Origin of the sequence: Streptomyces smaragdinus, assembly GCF_009604385.1 — a bacterium.
Classification (GTDB): Bacteria; Actinomycetota; Actinomycetes; order Streptomycetales; family Streptomycetaceae; genus Streptomyces; species Streptomyces smaragdinus.
Window position 1 is genome coordinate 1 of record NZ_WEGJ01000068.1, and the last position, 19,453, is coordinate 19,453.

Genomic DNA, 19,453 nt, shown 5'->3' on the forward strand with positions numbered 1-19,453 from the left:
CAGTGACCACCGCCCACACGAGCTTGCCCAGTGGGCGGTCGTCCATGCCCCACTGGTTTGCCAGTGTCTCGACGATCCACAGACCCCGCCCACGTTGGCGTTCTGCGGATTCCGGTCGGAGGCGAGGTCGCGCCCCGGCGGCCGGCAGCGGTCATCACGATGATCACGACGACGCAGAGCACGGCCTGACCGACGGTCGTGGCGAGGGAGAGCTTGCCCTCCGTGGTCTGCCCGACGTCGGACCAGCCCGGATAGCGACCCGCCATCGCCGCATCGTCGAGCGACGCGCCCCCGCCGAGACTCAGCCCGATCATCTCCCGCACCGCGAGGTACAGCAGCACCGCCGCCAGCGTCACCGCGCCGCCCCGGGCCGCCGCCCGTCCCGTCAGCGCCAGCGCGCCGAGCACCAGCAGGGCGAGCGCGAACACCGCGTCGTACACCATCGGAGTCCCGCCGATCACCACACTGTTCTGGAACGAGGCGTCCGCCAGGTGATGGAAGTAGTCCTCCGTACTCAGGCTGTACGTGTCCGATGCCAGCAGGCGCACGATCCAGGCCACCGCCACCGCCCCGAGGAACAGCAGCAGCGCACCGCCCACCGCCTGCGGACCGCCCGGAACGGGCGCCGGGGCGTCCGGATCCGGCAGCATCAGCATGATCAGCACCGTCACCGAGATGAGCACCGCGGCCACCCATGTGGTGACGACCACGACCTCGAGGTCGCTGCCCCGCATGTACATCGCGCGGAACCCGTCCGACTTCGCCAGTCCCGTCAGCTCACGGGCGGAGACCGCCAGCATCACCCAGGCGGCGACCAGGGCCCCGCCCCGTGCCCCCGGACGCTGCGCCGCCGCGAGGATGCCGACCGTCAGCAGCACGACGGTCATCGCCCAGATCTGCGGGCCGAACAGCTCCGGGCCCGCGTACACCCGCGGATCGAAGAGCCCCTGGAGGAACTTGCCGGGGCCGACCTCGGCGAACTCGAAGTCGTAGATCATCCAGGAGACGACCGTGAGCCCGAACAGCAGCAGCAGAACCCCGGCTGTCACCGTCGCGCCGGCCCGCGGCCGTCCCATCGGCGGCGCTCCTGGTATCGGTCCCGGATATGCCATGGCCGACCTACCCCCTGTAGTCGCGTCCCGTCCGAACCCGCCCATCATCCCGGGGCGAACGGGCCTGAAGCTGCCACTGTGGCAGAGCTGTGACCGCAAGGAAACGGTGCGCGCGCCTCCGGCGCCCTCACCCCGCCCGCAGCATCAGCCCGATCCCCGCCACCATGAGCACCGCCGCCGCCATCCGCGGCGCCCCGAACCGCTCCTTGAAGAACACCGCCCCGATCGCCGCCCCCACGATGATGCTCGACTCCCGCAGCGCGGCCACCGGACCGAGCGGCGCCTTCGTCTGGGCCCACAGGACGAGGCCGTACGCGGCGGACGACATCAGGCCGCCGACCAGCCCGCGCAGCACGTACGGGCGGATCTGCCCGGAGAGTTCACCGCGCCGGGTGACCAGCGCGTACACCGGGATGATCGGACCCATCAGGAAGATCAGCCAGGCCGTGTAGCCGATCGCGGTGTCCGAGCTCCGGACCCCGACACCGTCGACCACGGTGTACGTCGCTATGGACAGCCCCGTCGCCACCGCGGCGGTGATCGCCGGCCAGTGCGGGCGCCGGCCGCCCTTGCCCCGTATGCCCCACAGCGCGATGGCCAGCAGACCCGCGGTCGCCAGCGCCACCCCCAGCGCCTGTGCGCCGGACAGCGTCTCGTCCACGGCGAACACCGCCACCACCGTGACGACCAGCGGCGCCGTGCCGCGCGCTATCGGATACGCCTGCCCGAAGTCGCCCAGCGAGAAGGACCGCATCAGCAGCGCCTGGTAGACGATGTGAATGGCGACCGAGGCCAGCAGCCACGGCCACGCACCGGCGGCCGGGACCGGGCTGAACACGACCAGCGGAAGCATGAACACCGTGTCGGCGACACCGATCACCGTGAAGGCGATCAGCTGGTCCCTGATCCCGTGCGCGATCGCGTTCCACGACGCGTGCAGCAGGGCCGCGGCCAGGACGGCCGCGACCACCGTGCCCGTCAAGACCGTTCGCGTACGTCGGCCACCGTCGCCCCGGCGTGCGCCACCAGCGCCTTCGGCTCCATCGGGAACACCGTGTGCGGATCACCCGCCGCCGCCCACACCACGTCGTGCTCCAGCAGCCCCCGGTCGGCCAGCACCCGGGTCCGCTCGACGTGCCCAAAGGGCGGCACCCCGCCGATCGCGTACCCCGTCGTCCGCCGCACCAGGCCGGCGTCCGCCCGGCCCACCTCCGCCGCGCCCAGCTCGGCCCGTACGAGCTCGATGTCCACCCGCGACGAGCCGTCCATCAGCACCAGCACCGGCCGCCCGTCCGCCTCAAAGATCAGCGACTTGACGATCTGGCTGAGCGCGCACCCCACTGCCTCGGCCGCCTGCGCGGCGGTCCGGGTGGCGTCCGGGAAGCGCCGTACCTCGACCTCCAGCCCGAGCTCGGCGAGGGCGGCGGCGAAGCGGGGGTGGGCGAGGCTGTTATCGAGAGACATGGACAGGAGGCTAATGGTTCAAGCATTAGCCCGTCGAACGACTTCTCAGCCCGCCGTCAGCAGCGCCCGGACCAGCGGACCCGCGAACTCGCCGCCGTGCCCCGTCTCCGGGACCACCGCCGCCGCCGCGATGTCGTCGCGGTACGCGGTGAACCAGGCGTTCGGCTTCTTCTGCCCGTCCACCTCCGACGTGCCCGTCTTGGCGCCGACGTCACCGCCGACACCCTTCAGGGCCTCCGCCGCCGTGCCCCAGATCACGGTCTCCTTCATCATGCCGCGCAGCTGCGCCAGCGACTCCGGCTTCATCGTGCGCGGCGCCTTCGCCAGCGTGCGGCCGTCGTACGCGGGGTCGACGAGGTACGGCTGCTTGAAGACACCGGACTTGACCGTCGCCGACACGGACGCCATGACCAGCGGATTGGCCCGTACGCCGCCCTGCCCGATCAGCGAGGCGGCCATCTGCGCCTTCGTCTGCACGGGGACGCGGCCGTCGAAGGTGGAGACGCCGGCCGCCCAGTTCAGGCCGATGCCGAAGACGTCGCGGGCCTGCTTGGTCAGGTCGTCGTCCTTCAGCTTGGGGGCCATGCCGATGAACGCGGTGTTGCAGGAGTTGGCGAAGGACTGCGCGAAGGTCGAGCCCTCGGGGAGCTCGAACTTGTCGACGTTCTGGAACTTCCAGTTCCCGTACGTCACGTACTTGGGGCAGGGATGCTCCTTGGTGCTCTCCGCGAGCCCCTTGTCCAGCAGCAGCGACGCGGTGACGACCTTCATCGTCGACCCGGGCGCGAGGGAGCCCTGCAGGGCGGTGTCGAAGCCGCCGGCCGGGGAGTTGGCGAGGGCGAGGATCTCGCCGGTGCTCGGGCGCACCGCCGTGACGGACGACTTGCCGGCCTTCTTCACCTGCGCCTCGGCGACGGCCTGCAGCTTCGCGTCGAGCGTCGTCTTCACCGAGCCGGGCTTGCCCTCGGCCAGCACGAGGAGGGTCTCGGGGGAGGTGGCCTTCTCGCCCTTCTCCGCCTTCGCGGGCTCGATCCAGATCTCGACGTCGGCGCTGCCGCCGGCCTTCTTCCCGTACTTCTCGCGCAGGCTGTCGACCACCGGCGCCAGCGACGGATACGTCTTGAGGTCCAGCTCCTTGCCGGTGCGGTCCAGCGCCTTCACCGGCGGGGCGTCCTGCTCGCCGAGGTGCAGCGTCTCGCCCTCGCCGAGCTTGGGGTGCAGGATCGAGGGCTGCCAGTCGATCACGGCCCGCCCGGTCCGCTTGTCCCGGACGACGGTCAGCTGCGCCTCGTACGACCACGGCGCCGTCACCTCGCCGTGCTTCACCTGCGCGCGGACGGTGTACGGCAGCTTCCCGCCCAGCGGGGTGCCGGGGGAGACGGCGAGCTTCGTGACGGCGACGTCCGTCGTGTACGCCTGCAGCGCGGCCTGGGCGCCGGTGGCGTCGTCGGTGAGGACGGCGGCCTTCGCGGTCTGGCCGGTGGTCCACGCCTTGAGGAATCGCTTGCCGGTGGCGCCGACCTCCTGGGCGGTGGGGGGCGCCGTGTTGATTTTGGCGGCGGTCTCCTGGACGCCGGGGCCCTCGTCGCCGCCGACCATGGCGTACGTGCCGAATCCGGCGGCGGCGATCACCACGGCCGCGGCGCCCCCGATGAGGGCCCACTTCTGCCACGGGGGCTTCTCGGCGGGCTTACGGCGGCGGCCGCCGTGGGTGGGCGGTTGCGCGGGAGGGTGCGCGGGGGCCGGTGGGGTCGCCTGCTGCTGGCGCATCGTCTGGTAGTAGCCGAGCCGGGGGCCGCCCTGTTCGGGGACGGTGGGCGGCTGCTGTCCCCCGTGGGCCGGCTGTCCGTACGGTCCCGGCTGCTGCTGCCCGTACCCGTACCCGTACCCCTCCTGGCTCCTGTCCCGTGAACGGCCGGCGCCCCCCACACCGCCCTGCCCCTGCTGGCCGTCCCACATAGTGCCGCAGCTCCCTCGCCGCCTCGCGAATACCACCCCTGTGCCTGGCACCCTAAGGCACGGGGCTGGGCCCGGGTACCCGGTCAGTGTCCGGCGGCGAGCTCGCCGGTGAGCCGTTCGCGCAGTTCGGCGCTGGGGGCGTTGAGGCCGGTGATCTCGACGGTCTTGCCGTGCCGGGCGTACTTCGCCTCGATCGCGTCGAGGGCGGCGACGGAGGAGGCGTCCCAGACGTGGGCCGCGCCGAGGTCGATCACGACCCGCGCGGGGTCGCCGGCGTAGTCGAAGCGGCCGACGAGTTCGTTGGAGGAACCGAAGAACAGCTCACCGGTGACCCGGTAGACCACGGTGCTGCCGTCGGGGTCCGTGACGGCGGTGACGTCGGCGACGTGCGCGACGCGCTTGGCGAAGACGACCATGGCGGTGAGGGTGCCGGCGACGACGCCGATCGCGAGGTTGCTGGTGGCGACGACGCAGGCCACGGTGATCGCCATGACGGTGATCTCGCCGCCGGGCATCCGCTTCAGCGTCCTCGGCGCGATCGAGTGCCAGTCGAAGGTGGCGACGGACACCATGACCATGACGGCGACCAGGGCGGCCATCGGGATGTCGGAGACGACGGGCCCGAAGACGACGCACAGCACCATCAGGAACACCCCGGCGAGGAACGTCGACACCCGGGTGCGGGCACCGGACACCTTCACGTTGATCATCGTCTGCCCGATCATGGCGCAGCCGCCCATACCGCCGAAGAACCCGGTGACGATGTTGGCGAGGCCCTGCCCGATCGACTCGCGGGTCTTGTTCGAGGACGTGTCGGTGAGGTCGTCGACCAGGGTGGCGGTCATCAGCGACTCCATCAGCCCGACGAGCGCCACGGCGAGCGCGTACGGGGCGATCGTGGTCAGCGTGTCCATGGTGAACGGCACGTCCGGCAGCCCCGGCACGGGCAGCGCGGACGGCAGCTCACCCTTGTCCCCCACGGTCGGTACGGCGATCCCGGCGGCGACGGTGATCACGGTGAGGACGACGACGGTCACGAGGGGCGCGGGCACGACGCGGGTCACCCTCGGGAAGAACACCATCAGCGCCAGACCCCCCGCGACCAGCGGATACACGGCCCACGGCACGTCCCGCACCTCGGGAATCTGCGCGGCGAAGATCAGGATCGCCAGCGAATTCACGAACCCGACCATGACGCTCCGCGGCACGAACCGCATCAGCCGCGCGATCCCCACGGCCCCCAGCACGATCTGGAACACCCCGGCCAGAATCACCGCGGCGACCAGATACCCGAGCCCGTACTCCCGGTTCAGCGGCGCGATGACCAGGGCCACGGCCCCCGTGGCGGCGGAGATCATCGCCCGCCGCCCCCCGAAGACCGAAATGGCGACGGCCATGGTGAAGGAGGCGAACAGCCCCACGGCGGGCTCGACCCCGGCGATCACGGAGAACGAGATGGCCTCGGGTATCAGCGCCAGCGCGACGACCAGCCCCGCCAGCACCTCGGTCCGCCACACCCTCGGGTGGGACATCCAGGCGGGGACGAGGGCGTGGGGAGTACGTATACGTATCGGAGAGGAAGACACCAAAAACCTGTCGCGCTCGGGCTGACCCCGAGGGGACAAGCAGGGACCGTACGGCTGACGCCCGGGGCCTCGCCGTACGCCACGAACAACTGTACCCGCGGGCTCTCCCGGCGCCCGGCCTCCGCACGGGGGGTGACCTGCCCGGCAGGCGTGTCGGTGCTGTGGGACACCTCGCGGCCGTACGAATCCTGCTCGGGGCGCGACGGGGGGAGTCGTGGACTCCGTCATGGGGATGGGAGCGCTCCTGGCCCAGCCCCGACGGCGATGGCGTCGCGGCGACGATCCGCCACAGCCACCTGGACCGCTGCCATGCGGACCTGACCCGCCCACAGCCGTACCGCACCCCGGTCCACGTCATCGCCGCCCGCTGGGACCTCCCGAACGCGACGGCGTTCAGCCGCAGCTTCCGCGCCCTGCGCGCACGACTCCGCAGGCGTATCGCGCGGAGGTGCTGGTGTCGGACGAGCGGTCAGCGCGCTCGGGGCTTGTTCATCCCCACGGGTGAACTCCGGGTAGCAGAAACGAATTTGCGGGTGGGGGTGCGTTTAGCGTCAGAACTATGGTGAGTTCATCTCATGAGGCGATGCATCGGGTATTCCAGGAGGATCCCGGCGTCTTCGCCCGTACCTTCCGCAGGCTGGGGCTGGAGTTCGCCGATCCCGTATCGGTGACCCAGCTCCCCTCGGACCTGACGGAGTTCAAACCGCTCGAGCGCCGCGTGGACACTCTCATGCGTTGCGACAACCCGGACGGCTCCAGCTATCTGCTGGCGGTGGAGGCCCAGGGCAAGCCGGACCCGGACAAGCCGTCCAGCTGGGCGTACTACATGGCCCATCTGTACGCCAAGTACACCGTCCCGCCGGTGCTGCTGGTCGTCTGCCAGGACGAACGAACGGCCCGCTGGGCCCAGAAGCCGTTCACCATCGGCCCACCTCAACTGGAGGCCATCACCCTGCGCTGCCTGGTCCTGGGCCCGCACAACGTGCCCCGCGTGACGGACGAGGCAGAGGCGGCGGCGGACATCGCTCTCGCCACGCTGTCGGCGATCGTCCATGCCCGTGAAGTGGACGCCGATGTCATACTGAGAGCGCTGGCGACGGCACTGACAAAGCAGGACGAAGAGACCGCACTTCCGTATGCCGAACTCGCCGAGAGTGGTCTGAGTTCCGTCCCGGCAGCACTGGAGATCTGGAGAAAGCTGATGACCATGGACATCTCCCAGTACCAGGGCACACTCGCCCAACGCCTTCGCGCCGAAGGCGAGGCCCAGGGTAAAGCGGAGGGCGGGATCGACGCGGTGTTGTTCGTCCTTGAGCGGCGTGGCATCGCGCTGGCCGATGAGCAGCGTGCCCACGTGGTCGCGTGCACCGACTCCGACACCATTCGCACCTGGCTCGACCGCGCGCTTACCGCGTCGACCGCCGACGAGGTTTTCGCGCAGCGGTAGCCGGAGACCAGATCCCCCTGTCCGAGCGTCGAAACGGGTCACCGGAGCATCAGCCGGTGACCCGTTGGCGTTGCCGAGGGGCTTCTGACGCCCCCCACCAGGCTCCCCGCACGCATCGCGAAGAAGTGCCGCACGGCTCGCACAGGCCGGAGATCCTTTCCGGCCTAGGCTCCCCGACGTGGGGTCAACGGGCGGACGCGCCCGGGCCCGCAGACCACGACTGATCGACAGTGCGGGCTGGTGGTAACCACCCGCCCGAAGGCTGACTGACCAGGGGGAAACGGGGGGCGCCAGTGCCCCGGTCGTTACGGCCGGGGCACTGCGCGCAGTTCGCGCCTGCCGAAGACCACGAACAGGACGCCGCAGGTCGCGAAGACCACCGCTCCGAGGCCGGTGTTCGCGGCGGAGATGCCGGATCGCTGCACGTACTGTCCGAGAAGCGTTCGCGTCACGGCTATCGTGCTGCCGGTCCGACTGCGCGACTCCAGCCTGACCCGCCCGCCGCGTACCCCGCCGTCCGAGCGGAAGACCCCCCGGCAGACACGCGTCTCCCCGTCGGGGCTCGCGCAGTGATCGAGCCGCACCGTCCCCGCCGGCCCGGCGCCGAGCGCCGCGACGCAGTCCACGGCTTCCCACCCGACCCCTCCCAGCGAGAGCACGGCGGCAACGAACCACCCCACGGCGTAAAGCCTGCGCCCGCGCCCCGCCCCTAGATCCACGTCGGGAACCACATCCGGTTGCTCCACTCCTCGCGGGGGATCGTCTGACCCGTATAGATCGGGAAGAAGTAGACGAAGTTCCACACGATCAGCAGGACCAGCACACCCCCCGCCACCACCCCCACGGCCCGCCGCCGCTCCGACGACCCCGGCGGTCCGGCGAGTGCGCCCAGCAGCTGGGCCGCCGCGAGGCAGAGGAACGGGACGAAGACCACCGCGTAGAAGTAGAAGATCGTCCGCTCCTGGTACCGCAGCCACGGCAGCCACCCCGCCGCGAGCCCGCACAGGATCGCCCCCGAGCGCCAGTCGCGGCGCAGCAGCCAGCGGTAGATCGCGTAGACCGCGGCCGCCACGCCCAGCCACCACAGCAGCGGCGTGCCCAGGGCGAGGACCTCGCGGGCGCAGTCCTGGCCGGCCGAGGCGGGGCAGCCGGCCTGGCCGGGTTTCGGGCCCTCCCAGAAGTACGAGACGGGGCGCCCCGCGAGCGGCCAGCTCCACGGGTTGGACTCGTACCGGTGCGAGGCGGTGAGGCCGACGTGGAAGTTCCACACCTCGGCGTGGTAGTGCCACAGCGACCGCAGCGGCTTCGTCCACTCCCACCCCCCGCGGTCCGCCGCCCAGTTCCGGTAGTAGCCGTCCGACGTCGCGAACCATCCCGTCCAGCTCGCCAGATACGTCGCGACGGCGACCGGCACGACCGCCAGCGCCATCGGCACATCCCGCGCCAGCGCCCGCAGATGCGCCCACCGCGCCCCCGCCACCCGCCGCGACGCCGCGTCCCACAGCACCATCAGGATCCCGAACGCCGCCAGATACACGGCCCCGTTCCACTTGGTCCCGGCCGCCAGCCCCAGGAACACCCCCGCCCCCAGCCGCCACGGCCGCCACAGGAACATCAGCGACTGCGCCACGGCGGCATCCGGCCGCCCATCAGGGGGCAACGCGGCGGCCAGCCGCGCACGGAACCGGTCCCGGTCCACCAGCAGGCACCCGAACGCCGCCAGCACCCAGAACATCACGATCAGATCCAGCAGCGCCGTCCGGCTCATCACGAAATGCAGCCCGTCGACCGCCATCAGCGCCCCGGCCAGACACCCCAGCAGCGTCGACCGGAACAGCCGCCGCCCGATCCGGCACAGCATCAGCACCGACAGCGTCCCGAGCACGGCCGTCATGAACCGCCAGCCGAAGGGCGTCAGCCCGAACATCCACTCCCCGAGGGCGATCACCCACTTCCCCACCGGCGGATGCACCACATACGCCGGATCGGCGGAGAGGGGGATCGTCTGCGGATCGGCCAGGATCTTCGCGTTGGCGTCGTTCGGCCACACCCCCTCGTACCCCTGCTGGAGCAGCGACCAGCCGTCCTTGGCGTAGTACGTCTCGTCGAATATCACCGCGTGCGGACTGCCCAGCCGCCAGAACCGGATCAGCCCCGCGAACAGCGCCACCAGCAGCGGCCCGCCCCACGCGGACAGCCGCACCAGCCGCTCGGCGCCCGCCGGGCTCGCGCCCAGCAGCCGCCACACCCCCGCCCCGCCGCGGGCGTACGGCGGGACCAGCCGGTCCCGGCTGGTGACCGGCGCCGGCGCCACGTACCCGAAGCGCCGCAGCCGGGCCGGCCACCAGCGCGCGGCGTCGTCGTCCACCTGGGGTGCGGCCTCGGTCGCCGTGTCGCTGCTCACGAGGGGCATCCTAGGGGCGCTCCCCCTTGCCCGGGGTGGGCCCGAGCCCCGATGCCCCGTTACGCGCGTCATGCACCGCGCAGGGCAGACTGACCCCGTGGACACCGCACCCAGCCCCACGGGGCTTCTCGTACTGGCCGGTACCCCCATCGGCGACCCCGCCGACGCCTCGCCGCGTCTCGCGGCCGAGCTCGGCGCCGCCGACGTCATCGCCGCCGAGGACACCCGGCGGCTGCGGCGGCTGACCCAGGCGCTGGGGGTGGAGCCGCGGGGGCGGGTCGTGTCGTACTTCGAGGGCAACGAGTCCGCCCGTACGCCCGAGCTCGTCGAGGCGCTGACCGGCGGGCAGCGGGTGCTGCTGGTCACCGACGCGGGGATGCCGTCGGTGTCCGACCCCGGCTACCGGCTGGTCGAGGCCGCGGTACGGGAGGGGATCACCGTCACCGCCGCCCCCGGGCCGTCCGCCGTGCTCACCGCGCTGGCCGTGTCCGCGCTGCCCGTGGACCGCTTCTGCTTCGAGGGCTTCCTGCCCCGCAAGGCCGGCGAGCGGCTGACCCGGCTGAGGGAGGTCGCCGGGGAGCGCCGCACCCTCGTCTACTTCGAGGCCCCCCACCGCGTCGCCGACACCCTCACCGCGATGGCGGAGGTCTTCGGCGCCGAGCGGCGCGCCGCCGTGTGCCGGGAGCTGACCAAGACGTACGAGGAGGTCCGCCGCGGCCCGCTGAAGGAGCTCGCCGGCTGGGCGGCCGACGGGGTACGGGGCGAGATCACCGTGGTCGTCGAGGGCGCCCCGGAGAAGGCCCGGACCTGGACGCACGGGGAGCTGGCGCGCCGGGTGGAGGTCCGCGAGGCCGCCGGGGAGCGCCGCAAGGAGGCCATCGCGGCGGTGGCGCAGGAGCTGGGGCTACCCAAGCGGGACGTGTTCGATGCCGTGGTTGCGGCAAAGAACGCGGACGGTGACGGTTTCGGCCGGTAAAAGTCACGGCCAAGCGGAAACGCGCAGAGTAAAGGGCTGACCACGGAGGAAAGCCGTTGTCCCATGCACCGGGAAAATCCGTCTCAAAACGGGGCGGGGCGGGCTGCGGGCGGAGTCGATCGGGTGTCCACTGGAAGGCAGGGAAGAGGGGCACTCCGGCAGGAGGCGGACGGCAATGAGCGAGGCAAGCCAGACGATCACCGAGGCGTATGCGTTCGCGTGCATGAGGTGCGGGCACGCCTGGGAGCAGAGTTACGAGATCACGCACCACACCGACGCCAGGGGCCGTCCCTTCGTGACCTACCACGCGGACGGCGAACGGGTGCCGTCGCCGCTGACCCGGCCCACGTGTCTCAACTGCGGCGAGCACGTGGTCCGGATCATGCGGTCCGGGCAGGTCAGGTCGGCGGTCAAGGGCTGGGAGAGCCACTACCACTGAGGGTGGCCGCTGGGCGCCAGTAGAGTCACCCGTATGACCAAGACCGCGCCGCCGCCCCTGCCCGAGCCGCTGCGGGTGGCCGTCGCTGACTCGCACACCCATCTGGACATGCAGGACGGCACCGTCGAGGACGCCCTCGCCAAGGCCGCGCAGGTCGGCGTGACGACCGTCGTCCAGGTCGGCTGCGACGTGAAGGGCTCGCACTGGGCCGCCGAGACCGCGGCGGCCCACGCGAACGTCTGGGCCGCCGTCGCCCTGCACCCCAACGAGGCCCCCCGCATCGTCCACGGCGACCCCGACGGCTGGTCCCGCCAGGGCGCCCGCGAGGCCGGCGGCGACACCGCGCTGGACGCCGCCCTCGCCGAGATCGACACCCTCGCCGCGCTGCCGCACGTGAAGGCCGTCGGCGAGACCGGCCTCGACTACTTCCGCACCGGCGACGAGGGCCGGGCCGCGCAGGAGCTGTCGTTCCGCCGGCACATCGACATCGCCAAGCGCCACGGCAAGGCCCTGGTCATTCACGACCGCGAGGCCCACGCCGACGTGCTGCGGATCCTCGGCGAGGAGGGCGCGCCCGGGCGGACCGTCTTCCACTGCTACTCCGGCGACGCGGACATGGCCCGCGTCTGCTCGGACAAGGGCTACTACATGTCCTTCGCCGGGAACGTCACGTACAAGAACGCCCCGCAGCTGCGCGACGCCCTCGCCGTGGCCCCCCTGGAGCTGATCCTGGTCGAGACGGACGCCCCGTTCCTGCCGCCGGTCCCGTATCGCGGGCGCCCGAACGCCCCGTACCTGATCCCGGTCACCCTGCGCGCCATGGCGGAGTCGAAGGGCGTGGACCTGGATACGCTGGCCGCGGCGGTGGCGGCGAACACGGCGCGCGCGTTCGCGTACTGACGGACGGCCGTAACCTGTACAGGTGAGTGCCACTACCGCCGACGGCCCCCTGCTCGGGCCCGCCGACATCCGGGAGCTGGCCGCGGCTCTGGGCGTACGCCCGACGAAGCAGCGCGGCCAGAACTTCGTCATCGACGCCAACACCGTCCGCCGCATCGTCCGCACCGCCGGCGTGCGGCCCGACGACGTGGTCGTGGAGGTGGGGCCGGGCCTCGGCTCGCTCACCCTGGCGCTGCTGGACGCGGCGCGGTGGGTGACGGCGGTGGAGATCGACGACGTGCTGGCGGCGGCCCTCCCCGCCACGGTCCGGGCCCGGATCCCGGCGAAGGCGGACGCGTTCGCCCTGGTCCACGCCGACGCGATGACGGTACGGGAGCTGCCGGGACCGGAGCCGACGGCGCTGGTGGCGAACCTGCCGTACAACGTGGCCGTCCCCGTGCTGCTGCACATGCTCGCCCACTTCCCCACCGTCGAGCGCACCCTGGTGATGGTCCAGGCGGAGGTCGCCGACCGGCTCGCGGCGGCCCCCGGGTCGAAGGTGTACGGGGTGCCGTCGGTGAAGGCCGCCTGGTACGCGGAGGTCAAGCGGGCCGGGTCCATCGGCCGCAACGTCTTCTGGCCCGCGCCGAACGTCGACTCCGGGCTGGTCTCCCTCGTACGCCGTGACCCGCCGGAGACGACGGCGTCCAGGGCGGAGGTCTTCCGCGTGGTGGACGCCGCCTTCGCCCAGCGGCGCAAGACCCTGCGCTCGGCCCTGTCGGGGTGGGCGGGCTCGGCCCCGGCGGCCGAGGACGCGCTGCGGGCGGCGGGCGTGTCGCCGCAGGCGCGGGGGGAGGCGCTGACGGTGGAGGACTTCGCCCGTATCGCGGAACACGGGCCGCGCGCGGGGGATTGAGGGCGGCTCATCCGAAGAAGTCGCCTCCTATGGCGGTGATTTCCGTAATCCGGGATGCTTCTGACCCGGGAGGCGGGTACCTTCCGGGGGCAAGTCGGGGGAGGGACGGGCCATGGCGGTGCGGCTCATCGTGGTCGACGACCACCGTTTGCTCGCGGAGGCGCTGGCCTCCGCGCTGAAGCTGCGCGGGCACCGGGTGCTCGCGGCGACCGCGCCCGCGGCCGGATCCGCGGAGCTGGTCATCGGCAGGGCGCCGGAGGTGTGCCTGCTGGGGACGAGCCGGCCGGCCGACCCGGGGGCGTTCGACCCGGTCGTACGGATCAAGCAGGAGCGCCCGCAGGTGGCCGTGGTCGTGCTGGGCCCGGTGCCGTCACCGCGCGGGATCGCGGCGGCGTTCGCGGCCGGCGCCTCCGGCTACGTACGGCACGACGAGCGGATCGAGGGCGTCGAGCGGGCGATGGTCAAGGCCCGCGCCGGGGAGTCGGCGGTGGCGCCGCAGCTGCTGCAGGGGGCGTTCGCCGAGCTGCTGAACCCGGCCGCCGCGCCCGACGACGAGGGCGCGCGGCTGCTGGAGATGCTCACGCCGCGCGAGGTGGAGGTGCTGGTCCGCGTCGCGGAGGGCGAGGACACCCGGCTGATCGCGGCCGGGATGGGCATCGCGCCCTCGACGGCGCGGACGCACGTGCAGCGGGTGCTGATGAAGCTGGGCGTCGGCTCCCGGCTGGAGGCGGCGGCCCTGGCGGCCCGTACGGGCCTGCTGGACCGCGCCTCCGTAACGGGAGCCGACGACGGGATGTAGCCCTCGGTCAGTGCACGTCGGGCCGGTCCATCGCCTCCGCGATCTCCTCCGCCGACGGCGGTTCGACCGGCCGCAGGTACATCCACAGCAGGAACAGGATGCCCAGCGCCAGCATGGCCAGCCCGGTCCACAGATTGATGTTGACGCCCTGCGCCTTCTCCAGCTCCGAGTCGGACGGGGCGATGCCCATCGCGGTGACGATGATCCCGTACACGACGAAGAGCGCGCCGATGATGCGCCGGATGTCGAAGAGCCGCGCGGCGGACGCCGACTTGGCCTCCAGCTCCTCGACCTCCTGGGCGAGGGCCTCCGTCTCGGTCAGATGCGGGGGAAGGGGTTCCTCGTTGCTCATGCTTGGTGCTCCCTACAGCGGATGGGGGGTGGGCGGGGGCGGGATCAGAAGAACGGCACGTAGCACAGCGCCGCCAGGATGACCGCGCCCCAGCCGAGCAGCGCCGGCCGGCGGTACCAGGCGTCGTCGCCCCGCGCGGGCGCCTCCGCCAGACCGGGGGAGCGGGTCCCGTACACCAGGCCCTGCAGCTCGCTGACCGGCTTGGGCCGGGTGACCAGCGTGACGATCCCGATGACGACCGCGCCGGCGACGAACGCGACGATCGACGAGACGAAGTTGGCGCCCTGGTCGGAGGGGATGGAGATGATGTCCTGCTTGTACAGCAGGAAGTAGTTGAGCATCGCGGCGACGGTGCCGGTCAGCAGTCCCCAGAAGCCCGCCTGCGGGGTCATCCGCTTCCAGAACATGCCGATGATGAAGACGCAGAACAGCGGCACGTTGAAGAACGAGAACAGGGTCTGCAGATAGTTCATGATGTTGCTGAAGGACGACGCGATGAACGCCGTCCCCATCCCGATCACGACCCCGACGGCGGTGACCACCCGGCCGGTCGACAGATAGTGCTGGTCGCTCATGCCGGGCTTGAGGTACGGCCGCCAGATGTCGTTGGTGAACACCACGTTGAACGACGACACGTTCGCCGCCATACCGGCCATGAACGCCGCCAGCAGCCCGGTGACCGCGACGCCCAGCACACCGTTCGGCAGCAGGTCGCGCATCAGCACCGGGATCGCGTCGTTGTACTCCAGCCCGCTGCCCTCCTTGCCCAGCGTCGGCTCCATGACCAGGGCGATCAGCCCCGGGACGACGACGATCAGCGGGATCAGGATCTTCGGGTACGCGGCGATCAGCGGCGTGCGCTGCGCGGCGGAGAGGTTCTTGGCGGACAGGGCGCGCTGCACCTCGGCGAAGTTCGTCGTCCAGTACCCGAAGCTCATCACGAAGCCCAGGCCCAGGATGATCGTCAGCCAGTTGGCGCCCAGCGGGTTGGGGTTGCCGATGCCCGTACCGCCCCAGGCGGTGAGGAAGTTGTCGCCGTGGCTGGCGGTGATGCTGTCGCTCAGCCCGCTCCAGCCGCCGACGTGCTTGAGGCCCAGGACGGTCAGCGGGATCAGGGCGGCGAGGATGACGAAGAACTGCATGACCTCGTTGTAGATCGCCGAGGACAGACCGCCGAGGGTGATGTACGCGAGGACGAAGAACCCGGCGATGACGATGGCCACCCACTGGTCCCACCCCAGCAGGGCCTCGAGCACGATCGCCATCGCGTAGAGGTTCACGCCGGCGATGAGCACCGCCGAGACGGCGAAGATGATCGAGCTCAGCAGATGGGACGCGGGGCCGAAGCGGTGCAGCAGGAACTCCGGCACGGACCGGACCTTGGAGCCGTAGTAGAACGGCATCATCACCAGGCCCAGGAAGACCATGGCTGGGATGGCGCCGATCCAGTACCAGTTCACGGTGTACACGCCGTACTGCGCGCCGTTGGCGGCCATGCCCAGGATCTCCGTCGCGCCGAGGTTGGCGGCGATGAAGGCCAGACCGGTGATCCAGGCGGGCAGGGAGCGCCCGGAGAGGAAGAAGTCCAGGCTGGTCTTGATACTGCGGCGGGCCATGAAGCCGATGCCGAGGACGACCAGGAAGTAGATGACCAGGATCAGGTAGTCGAGCCCGTTGACCGGGAGTCGAAGGTCTTCGGCAGCGTGAGTCATGGCGGCAGGATGCACCATACGGTGTCGGATTGTAGGTATTTGCCCTCTGGTGGCTTAATATGGGGTCCATTGACGGAGCTGTTCGATTGTGATGGAGTGTGTTCGGCTCTGTTTGATTTTTTGGGGAGAGGCTCCTGTGCACAAGACCCCGACCCGGCTCGCCGACGGACGTGAGCTGATCTACTTCGACGCCCGGCCGACCCCCCGCGACGCCGTGGACAAACGCCCGCTGGAGCCCACCAGCACCGCCTCCGAGGCCCGCTTCGACCCGCTGCTGCGCGAGTGGGTCGTCGTCGCCTCCCACCGCCAGGGCCGCACCTACCTCCCGCCCGCCGACCAGTGCCCCCTGTGCCCCACCGCCGGCGACCGGCTCACGGAGGTCCCCGACGCCGACTACGAGGTCGTCGTCTTCGAGAACCGCTTCCCGTCCCTCACCGGCCCGCCCGGCCCCCCGGCGGGCGACGCGCTCTTCACCCGGATGCCGGGCGCCGGCCGCTGCGAGGTCGTCGTCTTCACGTCCCGGCACGACCAGTCCTTCGCCGACCTCACCGAGGACCGCGCTGCCCTCGTCCTCGAAGCCTGGACGGACCGCACCGCCGAACTCTCCCGCCTCCCCGGCGTCGAACAGGTCTTCTGCTTCGAGAACCGCGGCAAAGAGATCGGCGTCACCCTCGGCCACCCGCACGGCCAGATCTACGCGTACCCCTTCGCCACCCCGCGCACGGAACGCATGCTCGCCGCCCAGGCGGCGTACGGCGCCGGGAACCTCTTCGACGACCTCCTCGCCGCCGAACTCGCCGCCGGCGCCCGCATCGTCCTGGACACCGAGCACTGGGTCGCGTTCGTCCCGCACGCCGCGCACTGGCCGTACGAGGCCCACCTCTACCCCCGCCACCGCACCCCCGACCTCACCGGCCTGGACGACGCGTCACGGGCGGCGTTCCCCGGCGTGTATCTGGAGCTGCTGCGGCGCTTCGACCGGGTCTTCGGCCCCGGCGAGCCGCCCACGCCGTACATCGCCGCCTGGCACCAGGCGCCGGTGCGCGCCCCCGGACGCGAGGACTTCGCGCTCCATCTGGAGCTGTTCACCATCCGGCGCTCGCCGGGAAAGCTCAAGTTCCTCGCCGGCTCGGAGTCCGGCATGGACGTGTTCATCAACGACGTACCGCCGGAGCAGGCGGCGGCGCGGCTGCGGGAGGTGGCGACGGCATGAGGTATCTCGTGACGGGCGGGGCGGGTTACGTGGGCAGCGTGTGCGCGGCGCATCTGCTGGCGGCGGGACACGAGGTGACGGTGCTCGACGACCTGTCGACGGGCTTCCGGGAGGGCGTGCCGCTCGGGGCGACGTTCGTCGAGGGCCGGGTGCAGGACGCGTCCCGCTGGCTGGACGCGTCGTACGACGGGGTGCTGCACTTCGCCGCCTGTTCGCAGGTGGGCGAGTCGGTGACCGACCCGGAGAAGTACTGGCGGAACAACGTCGGCGGCACGATCGAGCTGCTGGCCGCGATGCGGCGGGCGGGAGTGCGCCGGCTGGTCTTCTCGTCCACGGCCGCGGTGTACGGGGAGCCCGCCTCCGTGCCGATCCAGGAGGCCGCCGCGACGGTGCCGACGAACCCCTACGGGGCGACGAAGCTCGCCGTGGACCACATGATCACGGGGGAGTGCGCGGCCCACGGGCTGGCGGCGGCCTCGCTGCGGTACTTCAACGTGGCCGGGGCGCACGGCGCTTACGGGGAGCGGCACGACCCGGAGTCCCATCTGATCCCGCTGGTGCTGCAGGTGGCCCTGGGACGCCGGGAGTCGATCTCGGTGTACGGCTCCGACTACCCGACGCCGGACGGGACGTGTGTACGGGACTACATCCACGTCTCCGACCTGGCGGAGGCGCATCTGCTGGCGCTGACGGCGGTGCAGCCGGGCTCGCACCTGATCTGCAACCTCGGCAACGGGAACGGCTTCTCCGTACGGGAGGTCATCGAGACGGTGCGGAAGGTCACGGGCCACCCGGTGCCGGAGGCCGCGGCGCCGCGCCGGGCGGGAGATCCGGCGGTGCTGGTCGCCTCCGCGGCGGCGGCGCGGGAGCTGCTGGGGTGGGAGCCCCGGCGGGCGGACCTGGCGGGGATCGTGTCGGACGCGTGGGAGTTCGCCCGGGGGGTGGCCCGGTGAGTCCGTCGGACGCGGTGTCGGCCTTCTCCGCGCTGTACGGCGGGGAGCCGGAGGGGGTGTGGGCGGCGCCGGGGCGGGTGAACCTCATCGGGGAGCACACGGATTACAACGCCGGCTTCGTCATGCCGCTGGCGCTGCCGCACATGACGGTGGCGGCGGTACGGCGCCGGGACGACGGGGTGCTGCGGGTGCACTCGGGGGATTCGCCGTCGGGGGTGGTGGTGCTGTCGGTGGAGTCCCTGGATCCTCCCCCAAGCTCTCAACTCCGCTTCGCTCCGTTCGAGCAGGGGGTACCCCCATCCGTCGGCGGCGACCGGGGCGGTTGGGCCGCGTACCCCGCCGGCGTCCTGTGGGCGCTGCGGAAGGCGGGCCTGTCCGCGGGCGGGGCGGACATCCACTTCGAGAGCGACGTGCCCACGGGGGCGGGCCTGTCGTCGTCGGCGGCGCTGGAGGTGTCGACGGGCCTGGCGCTGAACGACCTGTACGGGCTGGACCTGTCACGGCCCCGGCTGGCGCAGCTGTGCCAGGTCGCGGAGAACGCCTTCGTGGGAGTACCGAGCGGGATCATGGACCAGATGGCGTCGGCGTGCTGCGAAGCAGGCCACGTCCTCTACCTGGACACCCGTGACCTGACGCAGCGCCAGGTACCGTTCGACCTCGCGGCGGAGGGCCTGACGCTGCTGGTCGTAGACACGCGGGTCAAGCACGCACTGGGCGACGGCGAGTACGCGAAACGCCGGGCGGGCTGCGAGGAGGGCGCCCGCCTGCTGGGGGTCCCGGCGCTGCGGGACGTCCCGTACACGTCCCTGGACGACGCGCTGGCCCGTCTCACGGATCCCACGATCCGCCGCCTGGTCCGCCACGTGGTCACGGAGGACCACCGGGTGGAGGAGGTCATCACACTGCTGGACGCGGGCCGCCCCCGGGACATCGGCCCGGTCCTCGTCGCGGGCCACGCCTCGCTCCGGGACGACTTCGCGGTATCGGCCCCGGAGCTGGACCTGGTGGTCGACACGGCCCTGGCGTCCGGCGCCCTGGGGGCCAGGATGACGGGCGGCGGCTTCGGCGGCTCGGCGATCGTCCTCGCGGAGGTATCCCGGGCGGATCGGATCCAGGCGGCGGTGGAGTCGGCGTTCGCGACGGCGGGGCATCGCGCGCCGCGGACCTTTCCGGCGACACCGTCCGCGGGGGCGCGGCGGGTTGCGTGAGGGTTCGCCTCCGGCGGGGGTGGGGGCGGGGGTG

Annotated in this window: 17 protein-coding genes and 1 pseudogene; 9 read left to right on the forward strand and 9 right to left on the reverse strand. The window is 71.7% G+C overall.

The window, feature by feature from the left end; genetic code table 11:
• The 5 genes from SRB5_RS34685 to SRB5_RS34705 form a co-directional block, all read right to left on the reverse strand.
• Positions 1 to 1,076 (reverse strand): hypothetical protein (locus SRB5_RS34685; protein WP_153457676.1); only part of this gene is annotated, 1,076 nt, incomplete at its 3' end.
• 163 nt (positions 1,077 to 1,239) lie between these two features.
• A complete protein-coding gene (locus SRB5_RS34690; RefSeq protein WP_153457678.1) occupies positions 1,240 to 2,094 on the reverse strand; it encodes an EamA family transporter in 855 nt (284 codons plus the stop codon).
• Positions 2,091 to 2,576, reverse strand: coding sequence for a YbaK/EbsC family protein (locus SRB5_RS34695; RefSeq protein ID WP_153457680.1), 486 nt, complete (start codon positions 2,574 to 2,576; stop codon positions 2,091 to 2,093). Before SRB5_RS34695 ends, SRB5_RS34690 begins: the two co-directional genes overlap by 4 nt.
• Before the next feature lie 45 nt (positions 2,577 to 2,621).
• Entirely contained in the window at positions 2,622 to 4,535 is a 1,914-nt protein-coding gene (locus SRB5_RS34700) for a penicillin-binding transpeptidase domain-containing protein (RefSeq protein WP_228390674.1), read from the reverse strand.
• Positions 4,536 to 4,618: 83 nt separating this feature from the next.
• The gene (locus tag SRB5_RS34705; RefSeq protein WP_194293120.1) at positions 4,619 to 6,067 is read right to left on the reverse strand and encodes a SulP family inorganic anion transporter; all 1,449 of its coding nucleotides are present in this window, start codon (positions 6,065 to 6,067) and stop codon (positions 4,619 to 4,621) included.
• Between the two features lie 637 nt (positions 6,068 to 6,704).
• Between SRB5_RS34705 and SRB5_RS34710 the strand changes: the two genes are divergently transcribed.
• Entirely contained in the window at positions 6,705 to 7,568 is an 864-nt protein-coding gene (locus SRB5_RS34710; protein WP_323378991.1) for an RpnC/YadD family protein, read from the forward strand.
• A 305-nt stretch (positions 7,569 to 7,873) separates the two neighbouring features.
• On the opposite strand, the gene SRB5_RS34715 is transcribed toward SRB5_RS34710, so the two are convergent.
• Both SRB5_RS34715 and SRB5_RS34720 read right to left on the reverse strand, forming a co-directional pair.
• Positions 7,874 to 8,248, reverse strand: a complete 375-nt coding sequence (locus SRB5_RS34715; RefSeq protein WP_153457684.1) for a hypothetical protein — start codon at positions 8,246 to 8,248, stop codon at positions 7,874 to 7,876.
• 29 nt (positions 8,249 to 8,277) lie between these two features.
• On the reverse strand, positions 8,278 to 9,981 hold the full coding sequence (locus tag SRB5_RS34720) for a dolichyl-phosphate-mannose--protein mannosyltransferase (protein ID WP_153457686.1): 1,704 nt from the start codon (positions 9,979 to 9,981) through the stop codon (positions 8,278 to 8,280).
• 88 nt (positions 9,982 to 10,069) lie between these two features.
• Here SRB5_RS34720 and rsmI point away from each other — a divergent pair, with 88 nt between their 5' ends.
• The 5 genes and pseudogenes from rsmI to SRB5_RS34745 all read left to right on the forward strand — a co-directional run bounded on the left by rsmI (position 10,070) and on the right by SRB5_RS34745 (position 13,981).
• Positions 10,070 to 10,948, forward strand: a complete 879-nt coding sequence (rsmI, locus tag SRB5_RS34725) for a 16S rRNA (cytidine(1402)-2'-O)-methyltransferase (RefSeq protein WP_323378992.1) — start codon at positions 10,070 to 10,072, stop codon at positions 10,946 to 10,948.
• Positions 10,949 to 11,123: 175 nt separating this feature from the next.
• A pseudogene (locus SRB5_RS34730) lies at positions 11,124 to 11,360 on the forward strand (hypothetical protein); the annotation flags it as partial.
• 60 nt (positions 11,361 to 11,420) lie between these two features.
• Positions 11,421 to 12,287 carry a TatD family hydrolase gene (locus SRB5_RS34735; RefSeq protein WP_153457692.1) on the forward strand — a complete coding sequence of 289 codons (867 nt, stop codon included), beginning with the start codon at positions 11,421 to 11,423 and terminating at the stop codon, positions 12,285 to 12,287.
• Between the two features lie 22 nt (positions 12,288 to 12,309).
• Positions 12,310 to 13,182 carry a 16S rRNA (adenine(1518)-N(6)/adenine(1519)-N(6))-dimethyltransferase RsmA gene (rsmA, locus tag SRB5_RS34740; RefSeq protein WP_323378994.1) on the forward strand — a complete coding sequence of 291 codons (873 nt, stop codon included), beginning with the start codon at positions 12,310 to 12,312 and terminating at the stop codon, positions 13,180 to 13,182.
• Between the two features lie 112 nt (positions 13,183 to 13,294).
• Positions 13,295 to 13,981: a helix-turn-helix transcriptional regulator gene (locus tag SRB5_RS34745; protein ID WP_153457694.1), complete on the forward strand. Its 687-nt coding sequence runs from the start codon at positions 13,295 to 13,297 to the stop codon at positions 13,979 to 13,981.
• A gap of 7 nt (positions 13,982 to 13,988) precedes the next feature.
• Here the strand turns inward: SRB5_RS34745 and SRB5_RS34750 are convergent, their stop codons facing one another.
• Positions 13,989 to 14,333 (reverse strand): hypothetical protein, encoded by a 345-nt coding sequence (locus tag SRB5_RS34750; protein WP_153457696.1) that lies wholly within the window; start codon positions 14,331 to 14,333, stop codon positions 13,989 to 13,991.
• 44 nt (positions 14,334 to 14,377) lie between these two features.
• Positions 14,378 to 16,045: a sodium:solute symporter family protein gene (locus SRB5_RS34755; RefSeq protein ID WP_153457698.1), complete on the reverse strand. Its 1,668-nt coding sequence runs from the start codon at positions 16,043 to 16,045 to the stop codon at positions 14,378 to 14,380.
• Between the two features lie 136 nt (positions 16,046 to 16,181).
• Between SRB5_RS34755 and galT the strand changes: the two genes are divergently transcribed.
• The 3 genes from galT to galK are packed head-to-tail and all read left to right on the forward strand — an operon-like array spanning position 16,182 to position 19,419.
• Positions 16,182 to 17,258, forward strand: a complete 1,077-nt coding sequence (gene galT / locus SRB5_RS34760) for a galactose-1-phosphate uridylyltransferase (protein ID WP_323378995.1) — start codon at positions 16,182 to 16,184, stop codon at positions 17,256 to 17,258.
• Positions 17,255 to 18,211, forward strand: coding sequence for a UDP-glucose 4-epimerase GalE (galE, locus tag SRB5_RS34765; RefSeq protein WP_153457700.1), 957 nt, complete (start codon positions 17,255 to 17,257; stop codon positions 18,209 to 18,211). The genes galT and galE overlap by 4 nt, the downstream gene beginning before the upstream one ends.
• Positions 18,208 to 19,419 carry a galactokinase gene (galK, locus tag SRB5_RS34770; RefSeq protein ID WP_323378996.1) on the forward strand — a complete coding sequence of 404 codons (1,212 nt, stop codon included), beginning with the start codon at positions 18,208 to 18,210 and terminating at the stop codon, positions 19,417 to 19,419. The genes galE and galK overlap by 4 nt, the downstream gene beginning before the upstream one ends.
• The last annotated feature ends 34 nt before the right edge of the window (positions 19,420 to 19,453 follow it).

What these genes read in the sequence shown, in the direction of transcription:
- SRB5_RS34695 (WP_153457680.1), bottom strand. Translation starts at nt 2,576, where the DNA reads ATGTCTCTCGATAACAGCCTCGCCCACCCCCGCTTCGCCGCCGCCCTC.
- SRB5_RS34700 (WP_228390674.1), bottom strand. Translation starts at nt 4,535, where the DNA reads ATGTGGGACGGCCAGCAGGGGCAGGGCGGTGTGGGGGGCGCCGGCCGT.
- SRB5_RS34705 (WP_194293120.1), bottom strand. Translation starts at nt 6,067, where the DNA reads ATGTCCCACCCGAGGGTGTGGCGGACCGAGGTGCTGGCGGGGCTGGTC.
- SRB5_RS34710 (WP_323378991.1), top strand. Translation starts at nt 6,705, where the DNA reads ATGCATCGGGTATTCCAGGAGGATCCCGGCGTCTTCGCCCGTACCTTC.
- SRB5_RS34720 (WP_153457686.1), bottom strand. Translation starts at nt 9,981, where the DNA reads ATGCCCCTCGTGAGCAGCGACACGGCGACCGAGGCCGCACCCCAGGTG.
- SRB5_RS34735 (WP_153457692.1), top strand. Translation starts at nt 11,421, where the DNA reads ATGACCAAGACCGCGCCGCCGCCCCTGCCCGAGCCGCTGCGGGTGGCC.
- SRB5_RS34745 (WP_153457694.1), top strand. Translation starts at nt 13,295, where the DNA reads ATGGCGGTGCGGCTCATCGTGGTCGACGACCACCGTTTGCTCGCGGAG.
- SRB5_RS34750 (WP_153457696.1), bottom strand. Translation starts at nt 14,333, where the DNA reads ATGAGCAACGAGGAACCCCTTCCCCCGCATCTGACCGAGACGGAGGCC.
- SRB5_RS34755 (WP_153457698.1), bottom strand. Translation starts at nt 16,045, where the DNA reads ATGACTCACGCTGCCGAAGACCTTCGACTCCCGGTCAACGGGCTCGAC.
- galE (WP_153457700.1), top strand. Translation starts at nt 17,255, where the DNA reads ATGAGGTATCTCGTGACGGGCGGGGCGGGTTACGTGGGCAGCGTGTGC.